This window comes from Vreelandella sp. 162(4c) (genome assembly GCF_058152265.1).
Genome location: NZ_CM176981.1, coordinates 241,523 through 255,722, shown reverse-complemented (window position 1 = coordinate 255,722; position 14,200 = coordinate 241,523). Strand labels below are relative to the sequence as shown.

Below are 14,200 nucleotides of genomic sequence, written 5' to 3'. Positions count from 1 at the left end.
GGAAAACGCGACATGGATTTTTTTACCGCGCAGGATAACGCTCGTCGTAAAACCGGGCGTCTGGTCGTTTTGATGGTACTGGCAGTACTTGCCCTGATTGCTGTTACCACGCTGGCAATTACCATCGCGCTGCATTTAATGGGGGAGCAATCCGCTACACAAACCAATCTTTCTGCTCAGGGAATGTGGTCGGCACTCTCGATTGAACTGGTCACTGGCGTTGCTATTGCAGTGTTGGCCGTCGTGGTGCTGGGCGGGCTATTCAAACGCAGTCAGCTAAGGCGTGGTGGCCGGGTAGTGGCAGAAGCCCTTGGTGGACGCGAGATCAATCTTAATACCCGTGATGCTGATGAGCGGCGTATTCTCAATGTGGTCGAAGAGATGGCGATTGCCTCTGGTACGCCAGTGCCCTCCGTGTATGTGCTGGAGGAGGAGAGCATCAATGCCTTCGCCGCCGGTTATCAAACCAATGATGCAGTGATCGGGATTACTCGTGGCACGATCCGTAACCTGACGCGGGATGAGCTGCAGGGCGTCGTAGCTCATGAGTTTAGCCATATTCTGCATGGTGACATGCGGTTGAATATGCGCCTGATCAGCATACTGCATGGCATCCTAATCATTGGCTTATTGGGCGGAACAGTGCTGCGTAGTATGCGCTTTCGGCGGGTCGGCGGTGGAAAACGCGACAACTCAGGAGCAGTCGTTTTAGCGCTCGGGGCGGCGCTAATGCTGATCGGTTATGCAGGTACCTTCTTTGGTAACTTGATCAAGTCGGCGGTTAGTCGGCAGCGTGAATATCTGGCGGATGCCTCTGCGGTGCAGTTTACCCGTAACCCTAAGGGGATTGGTAATGCGCTGGTTAAAATCGGCTCGCACAGCCAGGGTTCTCACCTGCAAGCGACACAGGCGGCGGAATTCAGCCACCTGTTCTTCGGTCAAGGCGTACGGCAGGGCTTTAGCCAAATGATGGCCACCCATCCGCCGATTAAAGATCGTATCAAGCGGGTCATGCCAGACTGGAATGGCCGCTTCGAAGTCACTTGGCCCATCCAGCAAGCCGAGAATGACGCAACAGAACCAGAAGGCAACGGTGAGCGGTCTGAAGCGGAGCCCAGATTCGGCTCGGGAACAGCCACGGGAACGGGGGCAATGGCCGCTGTGTTAACCGGTGCCTCTGCTCAAACCGCCATTAACACCATGGGCCAGCCTGACCAGCGCCATCTTAACCAGGCTAGAGCGACACTAGATGCGCTACCTGAGCGGATTAAAATCGCCGCCCATGAGCCCCATACCGCTCGTGCTCTGATCCATTCACTGCTGCTTAGCCAGGATAAGACAATGCGTAGGCATCAGCTTAAGGCGTTGCATCAAGTTGCACTGCCAGATGTTTACCGAGCGCTGATGGATTATGGCCCGGAAATGTTGAGGCTGGATGTACAGTTACGCTTGCCTCTAATAGAACTGACGCTGCCAGCGTTACGGTCGCTCTCGATGGAGCAGGCCCAGCACTTTCGCCTCTGTATGGAACGGTTGATTGAGGCGGATGGTCAGGTCAGTCTGTTGGAGTGGACGCTATATCAGTTGGTGTTGAATAACATCAGCAAGCAAGGCAGTGGGCTTGCAAACCTCAAGATAAACGACCTGCAGCGGGAGTGTCAGATGCTACTGACGGTGCTTGCCACCGCCGGTCAAGATGACCCGGCTGAGATAAGCGCCGCGCTCGATGCCGCTGAGAGTGAGCTGCCGTTCTCATTGAGGGCCACTGACGATATAAGTGATATGCATGCGCTTAGCCTGGCCGTTGAGCGTTTGCGGCGCTTAAAGCCTCTGCATAAGCCTGCGCTGTTGCAAGCGATGGCGCGCTGTATTGAGCACAGTGGACGTATTCTGCCTGCCGAAGCCGAACTGTTCCGTGCCATGGCCGATATTCTCGATTGCCCCATGCCGCCACTGTTATCAGATGAAGCATAGGCAACAATTTTCGATACAGGGGAGCCTCAGCCATGGATGAAACGGAATCTTTAAATCGAGCCATCCATGAGGAGGTCGCGCTATTTCCATATGATATGGCTTGGCCAGCTCTATTCGAGAAGGAGCGAGACAGGCTGCTGGATTTATTTCCAGATGAATTTCTAGCCATTGAGCACATCGGAAGTACCGCTGTTCATGGTCTCTCGGCCAAGCCAATCATCGATATCCTGGCAGGCGTAGAGTCAATGCACCAGGCTGATGACTTGCTGGAGCCGTTGTGCCGTGCCAAATATGCGACATCATTAGCGTACAACGCTTCCTTGGTCGGGCGGCGTTGGTTAATGCGATGGGCCGAGGGGCGTAGGACGCATCATCTGCATCTTATGGTGTATGGCGGTGAAGAGTGGCATCGGCGATTGGCTTTTCGCAATAGACTGCGCGCTGATACTGAACTGGCGCAACGTTATGAGAAAAAGAAGCGTCTGTGGGCGGCGGAATTTACGTCAGACCGAGAAGCCTATACGGCGGCGAAAGGGGATTTCATTAAACAGGAGCTCAAGAATGCCTCTTAACCACAGCAGTCAATGTCGCGTCTGTTTTGCAGACCTTTCTACAGTAACGCTTAGCGCGTCAAATGAAATGGGAGGTTAAAGTGAAGACTATCAAAACATCTTTAATGTTTGTGGGGGATCAGGCCGGTAAAGCCGAAGAAGCTATCAAGTTTTACACTTCGCTATTTGAGAACTCGAAAATCATCGATATCGAGCGTGTCGAAGCTGGGGGGCATGATCCCGAAGGGGCAGTTAAGCTCGCCCGCTTCTCGATAAACGGCACTCTCTTCCTGGCAATGGATAGCTATTACGACCATCAGTTCAGTTTTACGCCAACAATGTCATTACACGTTGAGTGCGGCTCAGAGAAAGAAATAGAAGACGTATTTAAAGCATTGAGCGATGGAGGTAAGGTTTTGATGCCTCTAGATAATTACGGCTTTAGTGAAAAATTCGGATGGTTGAATGATAAATACGGCGTTTCCTGGCAGCTGAACCTTTCCAACTAGCACGTTAACATTCTTTTAGCTTGGCAAAGGAAAAATACAAGAGAGCGCTTATGTTTGAGTATACATTGCTGCACTGGATGACTTTTTTATCAGCGGCCGTGCTTTTGAACCTATCGCCGGGGCCAGATATTGCCTACATACTGGGGCAAACATTACGTAGCGGGCGACGACAAGGGTTTGCCGCTATGTTTGGGATTTGGACAGGAGCGGCGCTCCATGTAGTAATGGCTGCAGTTGGTCTTTCGGCTATTTTAGCCACCTCTGCATTGGCGTTTTCGATTGTTAAATGGGTAGGGGCCGCCTACCTGATATGGCTCGGTATTAAAATGTTGCTGTCTCAAGGGGATCAGTTTGTCGCTGCAGAAAAGCCGGGTAACAAGAACCTCTCCACTGTTTATTGGCAGGGCATGCTGGTATCTGCGCTAAACCCCAAAGTCGCTATCTTCTTTCTGGCTTTCCTGCCGCAATTTATCGGGGAAGGCGCTGGCCCAGCCGAGGCACAGCTTTTATTGCATGGCAGCCTTATTATTGCAGTTGCTGCCGTAATAGAGCCCCCTTTGGTTTTGGCTGGTGCTAAGTTGGGTGCTTACTTAAAGAGAAAACCACACGTTGGTTTATGGATGGATAGATCCCTTGGAGCACTTTTCGTCGCGTTGGGTGCACGGTTGGCTGCGAGTGCAAGGTAGGCTACGTAATGCTATTTTTGTTTTTGAAGTGCTGGGGAGGAGGTCTCTTTTCGTTTAAATGAAGGATGGTGATAATGTCTGCTTACGCCGTTGCTCTTATCCGCGAAACCCGATTCGATCCTGAAATTAAACAATATTTAGAAGGCATTGATGCAACCCTCGCGCCGTTCTCGGGCAAATACCTCGTGCATGGTGGGCCATACATTCCGCTTGAGGGAGGGTGGACAGGGGATATGGTGGTGATTGAATTTCCTTCCATGGAGCATGCGCAAGGTTGGTATGACTCGGCTGCTTATAAAGCGATCCGCCCATTGCGTACCCGGAATACAGAGGGCGATGTGCTATTAGTTCAAGGTGTACCAGAAGGGCATAAAGGAGCGGACATCCTTGGGTAGCGATAGCCGCTCCTTATACTTCAGCGTATTTACGATGAAAGACCATTAACTATAATTTAGGCCGGTTGAGGTGATGGCGTGCTTTCCAACGCTACCTGCAACTCTTCAACAAGCGTTTCAACTTTCTGTATCGCGGCAGCAACCGATTTGGCCAATACCTCGCCGCCCACTTCCTGTCCTTCGATCGCGATGTAGTGAACGCGAGTGATGCCGATAAATGCCAGTGCTGTGGCCAAGTGTGGCTCAAGGTGGTTCATATGGGCCATTTCTTCACCTGGCGCCATATTTACGCCGCCTCTAGCGGTGAGCACAACGGCATGCCTTTTTCGGTCTGTGAGCTTGGGTATGTAAGGGTCTATCGGGTTGGTGTCATCGAACTCTACCGTTCGACCGGGCCGTACTACTTGGTCGACCCACGCCTTGAGGGCGGCAGGCATACCGAAGTTGTATAGCGGCGTTCCGATTACCACAATATCAGCAGCAATTAACTCATCAATCAGATGGTCGCTCTCTGTCAGTGCGTCCTTCATCCAGCTTTCTCGGTGCTCTTCGGGGGCGAAGGCAGACGCAATCCAGTCGTGGCTGATAATCGACGGTGGGTTTTGACCAATATCGCGATAGGTAACCGTGTCTTGCGGTCGGCTTGATTGCCACTGGCTGACAAACTGATAGGTTAAATGGCGACTATGCGAGCCGTGGTTATCTGTGCCAGCAATACCGGGGCGGGCGCTAGCGTCTATATGCAGGATGTGTGTCATGGTGGCCTCCTAATCTGAGTTGAACTCATCTATGATTAACAACAGGCTTAGCTTAGGCTTTGCCTTTCAGCCTGAACAAACGATCTTTTCTTGCAGCTATAGATGAGTGAAACTCATTCATGAACCATCGCCGATTACCCTCGCTTTCAGCACTACGAGCTTTCGAAGCCGCTGCCCGCCATGAAAGTGCCAAGCAGGCGGCGCAGGAATTATCCGTTACTGCCACTGCCATTAGCCATCAGGTTCGGGGTCTTGAAGAGGCGCTAGGCGTTACCCTATTTTTACGTAAACCCCGACAGTTGGCGCTGACACCTCAGGGCCGTGAGCTACTGCAGGTTCTGGAGACTGCGTTTGATAGCATTAGTCATGTTGTCGAGCGGTTGAGTGCTGTACCTGTTCGCCAAACCGTTACGCTCTCTACAACGCCAGCGGTTGCGGTGCGCTGGTTGCTGCCCTGGGTGTGTATGCTGCGTGACTCCCATCCAGATATAGATCTGCGTATTCATGCTTCGCATGAGTCGGTTCCTCTGGATGGGGTAACGGCAGACATTGCCATTCGCTATGGCGATGGCCGTTGGCCAGGGTTGGTCGCCGAGAAGCTGTTTGATAACACCTTTATCCCGACCTGTAGCCCACGCCTTGGTCTACACGAGGTAGAACAGCTACCTTTGCACCCATTGATTCACTTCAGCAGTCAGGGGGCCATATCATCACCACTGGATTGGGCGACGTGGCAGAAAGAAGCAAGGGTACCTGGGCTGGACGTGAGTGCCGGGCTGGTCTTTTCTGATGAGACCCACGCTATCTCGGCTGCCGTTGGGGAGCAGGGTGTAGCGCTGATGAGCCGCCAGTTGATTCAGGATGAGTTGGAAGAGGGGCGTTTGGTGCAACCTTTCGGCCCCGAATTTGAAGGTAAGCCGTTCTTTCTGGTCTACCCAGAAAGCCGACGGCATGACCCAACCATTCAAGCGATCAGTGATTGGGTTTTGGCGGTGCCGGGTGGGTTGTGTACGTTGATGAATTGATAGTGGAGGACTTTTATACCGTTATCTTATAGGCAAGCTACCCATCCACCTTACTGACTTGGTTAACAGGCCACGCTGCTGGATGACCTTCGAAGCTTCGCTGTTGTTCAAGGAGCTTCTAAAGTGTATCTCCGAGCTGATGCTCGTCCTACTGCAGGTGAGAAATGCTGTTCCCCTGAATTCAACTCATAGTATTTAAGAGCCGTCGCTCTGGCAATCAAGGAACGAAACGATGGAAGTAATTATTAATACTATAATATCCGAGTTTTCAGATTTTAATGACCTGAGTGAATTCATCATTGTTGTGATTCGCTTGCTATTGGCGGCTGTACTAGGCGGTCTATTGGGGCTCGAGCGAGAGCAGAGAGGCAAGGCCGCTGGAATACGCACCCATATGCTGGTCTGTATGGGGGCGGCTTTGTTTATATTTATACCTCAGCAAACGGGTATCTCTGATGCGGAAATGAGCCGGGTCATCCAAGGCGTGATTGCAGGCATCGGTTTTCTGTGTGCCGGCACCATTATCACCCGTAAAGATGAAAAAGGTACGTCCGGGCTTACCACGGCGGCAGGGGTTTGGTTAACGGCGGCAATTGGCATAGCCGTCGGCCTGGGACGCGAGCAGACGGCGGTTCTGTGTACGCTGCTGGCCTGGGTAGTCCTCTACGTAGTGCCTTTCTTTTCCGGTTCAATCAGCAACAAAAAGTCTTCGTCCTTGGGCGATGACGAAGACAATACCGATATTTGATGGGAGCCGAATGCAAAAACTAGAGGGCGTGAATGAACAGAGAGTTAAATCCTCTGGTAAGGCCTCGCCTTTTTATAATCAGGGAACTACATCCAGACGGTATAATTGTTATTTGTTGGAAGCCTTCTTTCTCCCACTGGGGCTTTTCCTTCTTGCATAGCTCTTTCTCGGCTTACCCGTGCGTTTCGGCGGGCCACCGGCCTCACCCTGGGCGGTTTGCAGGCTCTGCCTGAGCTTGGCAGCGTCACTGTGGGTGAGCAGGCCGCGTAAATCATCCAACAGCGCTTGCTGAAACGCGCCAGGGTCGTCCTGCTGTTCGGAAATTGCGCGCAGGCGCTGCTCCCATAATGCGGTGCGCTCCGGCGTGCTTACCGCGCTGGGCAGGGCGGCGATTAGGGCGCTACCCAGTTTGGTGGCACGCAGGGCTTTTTGCTGGCGTACCAGGTAGCCGCGCTGTACCAGGGTTTCGATAATGCCCGCCCGGGTGGCTTCGGTGCCCAGGCCATCGGTGTCGCGAAGCGTACGGCGCACTTCCGGGTCGTCCACGTAGCGGCCAATGTTCATCATGGCCTTGATCAGGCTGGCATCAGTGAATGGTTCCGGTGGGCGGGTTTCCTTCTCCTCTACGCCTGCTCCCAGCGCCTGGCAGGGCTCGCCTTGGGTCAGCGGCGGCAGCGGTGGTGTTTCATCCCGAGTAGTGAATAGCGGTTTCCAGCCGGGGTCGAGAATGCTTTGCCCGCGGGCGCGGAAGGCTTCATTAAGCAGCGTAAATTCGGCTTTGACTTCGAAGGTGCGCAGAGGACGGTAGAACTGCGCCATCACGTTGCGCACGATCAACCGAAACACATGGCCTTCGGTAGCGGAGAGCTGGCTGAAATCAGCGGGTTTTCCGGTCGGTGCGATTGCGTGGTGGGCACCGACCTGCTTATCGTTCCACGCCTTGGAGCGCAGGGTAAAGTCTGCTCCATTCAGCCACTGCTGAAGCGCTTCATCGTTCTGGCAGGCACTGGTGAGGCTGCGCTGAGCAAGCTGAAGATGCTCCTCGGGTAGGTAGCGGCAGTCTGAACGGGGGTAGGTGATCAACTTGTGGCGCTCGTAGAGCCGCTGGCAAATATCCAGCACCATCTGCGCAGAGAGCCCGTGGCGGCGGGCGGCGTCTACCTGAAGAGCAGAGAGCGAGTAGGGCAGTGGCGGTGCCTGGCGTTTCTCCTGCTGGTCGAGCTTGGTGAGTTGCCCTGATGCGCCGGGTAACTGAGCCGCCAGGGCATCGGCGGGCCTGCGGTCAATCAAACGGCCTTGATCGTCAAGGGGTTGGTGCTCTTTGGGCGCCCACCAGGCGCGCAGTTGACCTTGGGCAACCTTGAGATCCACCCATAGTGGATAAAACGGATGAGGCACAAAATCACGGATGGCGTTATCGCGGCGCACGATTAATCCCAGTACCGGGGTTTGCACACGGCCGACAGAAAGCACACCGTCGTGCCCCGCTTGTCGGCCGGTGAGTGTCCAGGCACGGGTTAGGTTAATGCCATACAGCCAGTCGGCGCGAGAGCGGGCCTGGGCTGCCTGAAACAGCGGCTGGTAATCGGCGTTGGAGCGTAGCTTGGCAAGCGCCCGGCTCACTGCAGGTTTATTAAGGTCGCTGATCAGCAGCCGTTGTACCGGGCCACGGTACTTCATGTACTCGATCACTTCCTGCACCAGCAGCTGACCTTCGCGGTCAGGGTCACCCGCGTGAACCACATCGGTGGCTTGTTTGATCAGCTTGCGAATCACCGCGAGCTGCCCACGCGCCTTGGGGCGTGGCATCAGCTTCCACTGCTGCGGCACGATAGGGAGCCGATCCAGCCGCCACTGCTTGTCAGCGGGGTCATAGGCTTCCGGTGGCGCTTGCTCTAATAAGTGCCCTAGGCACCAAGTGACCGTGGTGTCGCCACATAGCACCGCGCCCTCCTGGCGTTTGCTAGTGCCCGGTAACGCCTCGGCAATGGCTTGGGCGAGGCTGGGTTTTTCGGCAATTATCAGGCGCATAGCAGCGAAGCCTTCATCGTATCCTTTGATGGCGCCTATGGTAGCAGACGCTGGCCAGCATTGGCGCCAGAGGGGGCAGGTCAATGTAGTGATGCGATAAATTGCTGATACTGTTAAGTTGTATAAATTATGTACAAATAGTTTTGTTGGCTAGCAATCTGTTTGATAGCAATCTATTTGATGGTCAGGGCTGGTATTTAAGGGGCATCATCAATGCGTGATCGAGGTAGAACACGACGTTTAATGGGGTTGGGTGCACGCACTGGTGGAGCGCTGCTGAAAACCCGTTTAGGTGGCCAAGCGGATTGGCGAGCCCTGGGCGAAGCGCTGTTTGAGGGGCTTTCAGAGCTTAAAGGCCCGGCCATGAAGCTTGCCCAAATTATGTCCCAGTGGGACGATCTGCTACCGCCCGATCTTGCCGAGGAGCTTGCCCGCCTGCAGCGCCAGGCCGAACCGATGCCCTGGCCACGTATTCATGAAGCGCTGGTTCAGCAGTACGGCGACATTGACCACTATTTCAGCGAAGTCGAGGAGCGCCCCTTTGCCAGCGCCTCCATGGGGCAGGTTCACCGCGCGACCACTCATGAGGGCGAAACGGTCGTGCTTAAGGTGCAGTACCCCGGCCTTGCTGATGTTTTGGAGAGCGATTTAATCCAGGTGCGACGCATTATGCGTTTAGGCCGCTGGTTCAAAGTACCCCAGGCGCGTTTGGATGCCCTATTTGAAGAGCTTGCTGAAAGCCTGCGTGGGGAACTGGATTATCACGCCGAAGCTGCTGCGTTGGCCCGTTACCGTGAGCGCTATAAGGATGATCCACGGCTAGTGATTCCCGAGCCTTTGCCAGCGCTCTCCGGCCCTCATGTGCTGGCGATGCGCTACGTGGAAGGAGCGCCATTGCGCGAATTAGCCGAGGCAGATGGCGAGACGCGCCAGGGCATTGCCGAGACATTAGCAGACTGGATTACCCAAGAGCTGTTTACCTACGGCGAACTACATGCCGACCCCCATGCGGGTAATTTCGCAGCCGATGCCCAAGGGCGGCTGGTGATTTACGATTTGGGCGCGGTAATTGCGGTCCCCGATGCGCGCATAAAGGCGATGATGCAACTGTTGGATGCCACCTTGAAGCATGACCCCATGGGGATGGACGAAGCCTTGATGCAAATGGGTGGCCGCCAGGGGCAGGGCGCGCCGCTGGCGCTCTATCGTGAATCCGCTGAATGTATCGCGCCACTGTTTGAGCCGGGCGAGCAGGATTTCAGCGATGTGCGGGTGCACCGTCGCCTGCGCGAGCTAACTCCTAAAGTGTGGGCGGCGATGGATCGCCTACAGCCTCCCGCAGAAACGCTGCTGCTTTCCCGGGCGCTGAACGGTCACTATTGGAATTTAGTGCGTTTGGGCGCGCGACTGAATATGCACGAGCGCACGCTTCCGCTATTACATCGAGCCTATTAATGATCAACCGATTGCCACTGCGACCATGTCGGCCTTCATGCTAAACTATGCCGCTTTTAAACAGGTCATTGTTTAATTCGATATCGTTGAACACGACATCGTTTAACAAGCTATCCTGTCACAACATGGAGACGGCAATGCTGGCGGTATGGGTCGATCAGCTGCTGGGATTCGCCTCCGGGGCACTCTCGGCAATCAGGCAACAAGAACACTATCCGGATTTTATGACCTGGGTGCGTGCCAAAGGCGCGGATTCATTTGAAGGCGATGTGTCCATGGCCCAAGCGCTGGCACCAGTGCTGTGGTCGCAAACACCGCTAGAGCGGCTCGACTTTGCCTGTGAGCCCCTCGCCACGCCGGGGCGTAATGAACCGTGCTGGTGTGACTCAGGGCGCAAATTCAAGCAGTGTTGCTATCAGATCGAGTTTCCCACTGAGATCCCCGATCAGATGATGTGGATGCTCTCGCTGCGCGAATGGAAGGGCGCGACCCTGAAAGCCGCGTTGGATAGCCGACAGGCTCCGGCTCAAGCGCTACTGGAAGCCGGGTTGATTGCTGCTGAAAGCGGTCAGACGGGCCGCGCTATGCAAATCCTTGAATCACTCTTCGATGGTAGTGACTGGTCACGGCTGCCTGAGCAGGCCGAGCCTGCCTTTGAAATCCTGCTGGATATTTATCAAGAGCGCGGTTTTAGCCGTAAACGTGCTGACCTACTTGATGATGTGATGGAGCGGGGGCCGCTGTTTTTGCGCGGCGTGGCTCTTGAGCGTTTATGCCTGATGCACTTGGATAACGATGACCTGGATAGTGCCCGCGGTGCCTTTGTGAAGGCTCAGCAGGCGCTGCCCGATTCGCCTACCTTGGCCTACATCGAAGCCATGCTGTTGCTGCATGAAGGGCACGAACAGGAAGCCAAAGAGCGCGCCAATTTCTGGTATCGTCGCCTGGTTCGCCAGGGTGATCTGGATGAAGATCAGTTGGATTTTTTAGCCGCGTTGGCGGATAACCCCGGCGCGACGCTTGCCGATCAGTTGCTGAGTGCGGAAGAGGATCTGGCAACGCCGCTGGTAGCGCTTCAGGCATTGCTGGCCGCGCTGCCCACTGCCCCCAAAATCGATGTAAGCGCCGACCCTGAAAGTGGGCGATTGCTATATAACACCAGTGCTCGTGAAGAGACTCTGTTTGCCGCTTGGCATGAGCAGTTTCAGGTGTTGGTGGATGAAGACGTAGCGTTGGGCTTCCGAGATGACCCCTGGGGCAACGCCATTGAGTGGATGTCGGCACTCTGTGCACATCCCGAGTGGCTGGACGCCCCACAGGTAGTGCAAGACTTAACGTTGGCGCTCACCAGCCGCTTTGGCAGCCTGCCGTGGATGGCCCCAAGCCTGCTGGAACCATTGGCGCTGCGCCTCTCAAGGTGGTTGGAACAAGCCCGCGCCGAAGGCGACGGCAACCTTTGCTGGGACGATGCCAACAACGCCATGCTGCTACGCACGGGGTTAGCGTTGGTGGTTGGCATGGAGCGCGGGGCGCGACAGCACTCCAGGGAGCTCGCCGAGGAGCTACTGCTGATCGACCAGGAGGATAGCTTGGGCCTGCGCGAGCTGGTACTTGACCAGCTGCTGCGCGATGATCGCAACGAGGAAGCGTTGGCACTTGCGGAAGAGAGTGACGACGACGGCTCGCTGGTACTGGGGCTTTTGATGGGTAAAGCCCTGGCACTCTATCGGTTAGAGCAGCGTGAGGCGGCAGAAGCGGCGCTAGGCGATGTGCTTGGCCATAACCGTTACGCGTTAGAGCTAATTTGTGCAGAGAGCCCGCGGCCTTCCATGCCTCACCCCGATGGTCAAGTTGACCCCGGCTCCCGGGCGGAAGCGTGGCAGTACCGCACCTTGATGCGCGATCAGTGGCGGACTACGCCAGGGGCCTTGGACTGGCTCGAAGCACACCGCTAGCCTAAACCTTCAAGCCTGCTTAAGCAGGCTTGGGGGTAGGTACTAACTGCTTGTCTCGGCTGATCCAAATTGCCAAGATAATGGCGGGAAGGCCCAATAACGTTGCGATGACAAAGAAGCTTGGGTAGCCCTGAGAGGTTACGACCAGCCCACCAAAACCGCTCAAAAACTTTCCTGGCAGCGTCATTAGTGATGAGAACAGCGCGTACTGCGTTGCAGTATAGGCGCGTGATGTGAGACTGGAAAGAAAGGCGATAAACACCGCACTGGCTAAGCCATTGGCAAGGTTATCGCCGATAATCGTCACCACCAGCATGGGCAACTGATTACCCACCACGGCAAGCACGGCAAACAGCAGGTTAGTTACCATCACCAACCCCGCGCCGAAGATCAGCAGCGGGCCAATGCCGTAGCGCGCCACGCATAGCCCGCCTAGAATTCCACCGGTAATGCTCATCGCAATGCCGAATATATTGGTCACGTTAGCAATCTCTGCCAGCGAAAAGCCCAGGTCGATATACAGCGGGTTGGCCATGGAGGCCATGGCCAAATCGCTGATTCTAAATACGGCAATAAACACCAAAATCCACAGCGCTTTCACTCCATAGCGGCGAAAAAAGTCGGTAAACGGACAGACCAGCGCACCAATGCTCCAGGCACCCAGGCGGCGTAACAGTTTGGGCTTACCGCGGCTGGCGCGAATAAACGCCCGTACCTTAGGCTCATGGATAAGTTGAATAGAAAGCGAAGCGCGCTTCGGTTCAGGGCGCAGCAGCACGGTGAGAACGCCAATGCCCATTAGCGCCGCCATGCTCAGGTAGGCCGCATCCCAAGAGGCAGAGGCCGCGATATACAGCGCGCCGGCACCGGCGGCAAGTAAGCCACCGCGATAGCCAATAATATAGGTCGAGGCCATGGCGGCCTGAACATCGTCATCGGCGGACTCAATGCGATAGGCATCGATAGCGATATCTTGCGTCGCTGAACCAAACGCCACCAGCAGGGCAAAGAGGGCCACCCAGCCGAGATTACCCACTGGGCTCAAACCGGCCAGCCCCACTAACCCTGCAACGATCAACCCCTGGGCTAACAGCATCCAACCGCGGCGCTGGCCGAAGGCGCGGGTCAAAATCGGGAGCGCTAACCGGTCTACTACCGGCGCCCAGAAAAACTTGATCGAGTAGAGCATGCCAATCCAGGCAAAAAAGCCAATTGCCGCTACCTCCACGCCGTCGCTACGCAGCCAGGCGGAGAGTGTTGAAAACACTAATAAAAAGGGTAGGCCTGCAGAAAAACCCAAAAACAGCATGGTAATAACGGGGGCACGACAATAAATAGCCAGCGCAGCAAGCCAAGTGCGCTGGGGGGTGGGGTTTAACATTAAACGCTACTCCTGGTGGAAAGACGCTGGCAACGGCCAAGTGATAAACTGAGGCAGTGTATTTATCGCAAAGTGCTATCACAAAGTTCTATCGCGAAGTTCTATCACAAAACCGACAGCTTACCGGAGAGGAGTTTTCCATGTCGATTACGGCGCATCAGGTAGTTACCTTGCACTATGTCCTCAGCGACGTGCTCAACGATGGCAGCAAGCAGGTATTGGATGACTCCCAGGCGCGCAATAAGCCGCTAGAGTATTTGCATGGCCACGACAATATCGTGCCAGGGTTGGAGAGTGCACTAGCAGGTCAAACCGTTGGTGCCGAGCTCAGCGTTCAACTAATGCCCGCGGATGCCTACGGTGTGCGTAACGAAGATTTGGTGCAAGAAGTCAGCCGTGGCTCTTTTGGTAACGCTGAGTTGGAACCGGGCAGCCGCTTTCAAACTGAGGGCGAAGCCGGGCCGCAAATTGTTACGGTACTCAAAGTCGATGGCGACCGCGTCACCGTCGATACCAATCACCCCCTGGCCGGGCGCACGCTGAACTATAAAGTCACCATTTTAGACGTACGCGAAGCTACCCGTGCAGAATTAGCCAAAGGCCATCCGTTACCACCAGGTACCGAACACAGTAAAGTCGAAGACCGCAAGGTGCTGTAGTGCTAATCACGCCCAAAAATTGATCAGTATCAATTTCCTGTTTAACCGCTTACGCCCGCCGTCCGTAACTTGA

At 55.0% G+C, this 14,200-nt stretch carries 13 protein-coding genes; 10 read left to right on the top strand and 3 right to left on the bottom strand.

Translation table 11 applies throughout. From position 1 onward, the window contains the following. Nucleotides 1-12 precede the first annotated feature (12 nt). The 5 genes from AC4EYZ_RS01135 (at nt 13) to AC4EYZ_RS01115 (ending at nt 4,115) form a co-directional block, all read left to right on the top strand. Complete coding sequence (locus AC4EYZ_RS01135) at nt 13-1,974, top strand: M48 family metallopeptidase (RefSeq protein WP_022523741.1); 1,962 nt, start codon at nt 13-15, stop codon at nt 1,972-1,974. A gap of 32 nt (nt 1,975-2,006) precedes the next feature. Further along, complete coding sequence (locus AC4EYZ_RS01130; RefSeq protein WP_022523740.1) at nt 2,007-2,546, top strand: GrpB family protein; 540 nt, start codon at nt 2,007-2,009, stop codon at nt 2,544-2,546. A gap of 80 nt (nt 2,547-2,626) precedes the next feature. Then, entirely contained in the window at nt 2,627-3,034 is a 408-nt protein-coding gene (locus tag AC4EYZ_RS01125; RefSeq protein ID WP_022523739.1) for a VOC family protein, read from the top strand. Nucleotides 3,035-3,084: 50 nt separating this feature from the next. Continuing rightward, a complete protein-coding gene (locus AC4EYZ_RS01120) occupies nt 3,085-3,720 on the top strand; it encodes a LysE family translocator (RefSeq protein ID WP_089690935.1) in 636 nt (211 codons plus the stop codon). 74 nt (nt 3,721-3,794) lie between these two features. Next, nucleotides 3,795-4,115, top strand: coding sequence for a DUF1330 domain-containing protein (locus AC4EYZ_RS01115; protein ID WP_022523737.1), 321 nt, complete (start codon nt 3,795-3,797; stop codon nt 4,113-4,115). Between the two features lie 56 nt (nt 4,116-4,171). On the opposite strand, the gene AC4EYZ_RS01110 is transcribed toward AC4EYZ_RS01115, so the two are convergent. Continuing rightward, entirely contained in the window at nt 4,172-4,873 is a 702-nt protein-coding gene (locus AC4EYZ_RS01110) for an FMN-dependent NADH-azoreductase (protein WP_022523736.1), read from the bottom strand. Between the two features lie 119 nt (nt 4,874-4,992). Between AC4EYZ_RS01110 and AC4EYZ_RS01105 the strand changes: the two genes are divergently transcribed. Together AC4EYZ_RS01105 and AC4EYZ_RS01100 are read left to right on the top strand one after the other, a co-directional pair. Further along, nucleotides 4,993-5,898, top strand: coding sequence for a LysR substrate-binding domain-containing protein (locus tag AC4EYZ_RS01105; RefSeq protein WP_022523735.1), 906 nt, complete (start codon nt 4,993-4,995; stop codon nt 5,896-5,898). Nucleotides 5,899-6,130: 232 nt separating this feature from the next. After that, entirely contained in the window at nt 6,131-6,646 is a 516-nt protein-coding gene (locus AC4EYZ_RS01100) for an MgtC/SapB family protein (protein ID WP_022523734.1), read from the top strand. A gap of 108 nt (nt 6,647-6,754) precedes the next feature. On the opposite strand, the gene AC4EYZ_RS01095 is transcribed toward AC4EYZ_RS01100, so the two are convergent. Next, nucleotides 6,755-8,677, bottom strand: a complete 1,923-nt coding sequence (locus AC4EYZ_RS01095; RefSeq protein WP_022523733.1) for a DNA topoisomerase III — start codon at nt 8,675-8,677, stop codon at nt 6,755-6,757. Nucleotides 8,678-8,890: 213 nt separating this feature from the next. Between AC4EYZ_RS01095 and AC4EYZ_RS01090 the strand changes: the two genes are divergently transcribed. Further along, on the top strand, nt 8,891-10,132 hold the full coding sequence (locus AC4EYZ_RS01090) for an ABC1 kinase family protein (RefSeq protein WP_022523732.1): 1,242 nt from the start codon (nt 8,891-8,893) through the stop codon (nt 10,130-10,132). Nucleotides 10,133-10,269: 137 nt separating this feature from the next. Continuing rightward, a complete protein-coding gene (locus AC4EYZ_RS01085) occupies nt 10,270-12,087 on the top strand; it encodes an SEC-C domain-containing protein (protein WP_022523731.1) in 1,818 nt (605 codons plus the stop codon). A gap of 19 nt (nt 12,088-12,106) precedes the next feature. Here the strand turns inward: AC4EYZ_RS01085 and AC4EYZ_RS01080 are convergent, their stop codons facing one another. Continuing rightward, nucleotides 12,107-13,468, bottom strand: coding sequence for an AmpG family muropeptide MFS transporter (locus AC4EYZ_RS01080; protein WP_022523730.1), 1,362 nt, complete (start codon nt 13,466-13,468; stop codon nt 12,107-12,109). 140 nt (nt 13,469-13,608) lie between these two features. On the opposite strand from AC4EYZ_RS01080, the gene AC4EYZ_RS01075 reads away from it, so the two are divergent. Further along, nucleotides 13,609-14,127 (top strand): FKBP-type peptidyl-prolyl cis-trans isomerase, encoded by a 519-nt coding sequence (locus AC4EYZ_RS01075; RefSeq protein WP_022523729.1) that lies wholly within the window; start codon nt 13,609-13,611, stop codon nt 14,125-14,127. Nucleotides 14,128-14,200 lie beyond the last annotated feature (73 nt).

What these genes read in the sequence shown, in the direction of transcription:
- AC4EYZ_RS01135 (WP_022523741.1), top strand. Translation starts at nt 13, where the DNA reads ATGGATTTTTTTACCGCGCAGGATAACGCTCGTCGTAAAACCGGGCGT.
- AC4EYZ_RS01130 (WP_022523740.1), top strand. Translation starts at nt 2,007, where the DNA reads ATGGATGAAACGGAATCTTTAAATCGAGCCATCCATGAGGAGGTCGCG.
- AC4EYZ_RS01120 (WP_089690935.1), top strand. Translation starts at nt 3,085, where the DNA reads ATGTTTGAGTATACATTGCTGCACTGGATGACTTTTTTATCAGCGGCC.
- AC4EYZ_RS01115 (WP_022523737.1), top strand. Translation starts at nt 3,795, where the DNA reads ATGTCTGCTTACGCCGTTGCTCTTATCCGCGAAACCCGATTCGATCCT.
- AC4EYZ_RS01110 (WP_022523736.1), bottom strand. Translation starts at nt 4,873, where the DNA reads ATGACACACATCCTGCATATAGACGCTAGCGCCCGCCCCGGTATTGCT.
- AC4EYZ_RS01105 (WP_022523735.1), top strand. Translation starts at nt 4,993, where the DNA reads ATGAACCATCGCCGATTACCCTCGCTTTCAGCACTACGAGCTTTCGAA.
- AC4EYZ_RS01100 (WP_022523734.1), top strand. Translation starts at nt 6,131, where the DNA reads ATGGAAGTAATTATTAATACTATAATATCCGAGTTTTCAGATTTTAAT.
- AC4EYZ_RS01095 (WP_022523733.1), bottom strand. Translation starts at nt 8,677, where the DNA reads ATGCGCCTGATAATTGCCGAAAAACCCAGCCTCGCCCAAGCCATTGCC.
- AC4EYZ_RS01090 (WP_022523732.1), top strand. Translation starts at nt 8,891, where the DNA reads ATGCGTGATCGAGGTAGAACACGACGTTTAATGGGGTTGGGTGCACGC.
- AC4EYZ_RS01085 (WP_022523731.1), top strand. Translation starts at nt 10,270, where the DNA reads ATGCTGGCGGTATGGGTCGATCAGCTGCTGGGATTCGCCTCCGGGGCA.
- AC4EYZ_RS01080 (WP_022523730.1), bottom strand. Translation starts at nt 13,468, where the DNA reads ATGTTAAACCCCACCCCCCAGCGCACTTGGCTTGCTGCGCTGGCTATT.
- AC4EYZ_RS01075 (WP_022523729.1), top strand. Translation starts at nt 13,609, where the DNA reads ATGTCGATTACGGCGCATCAGGTAGTTACCTTGCACTATGTCCTCAGC.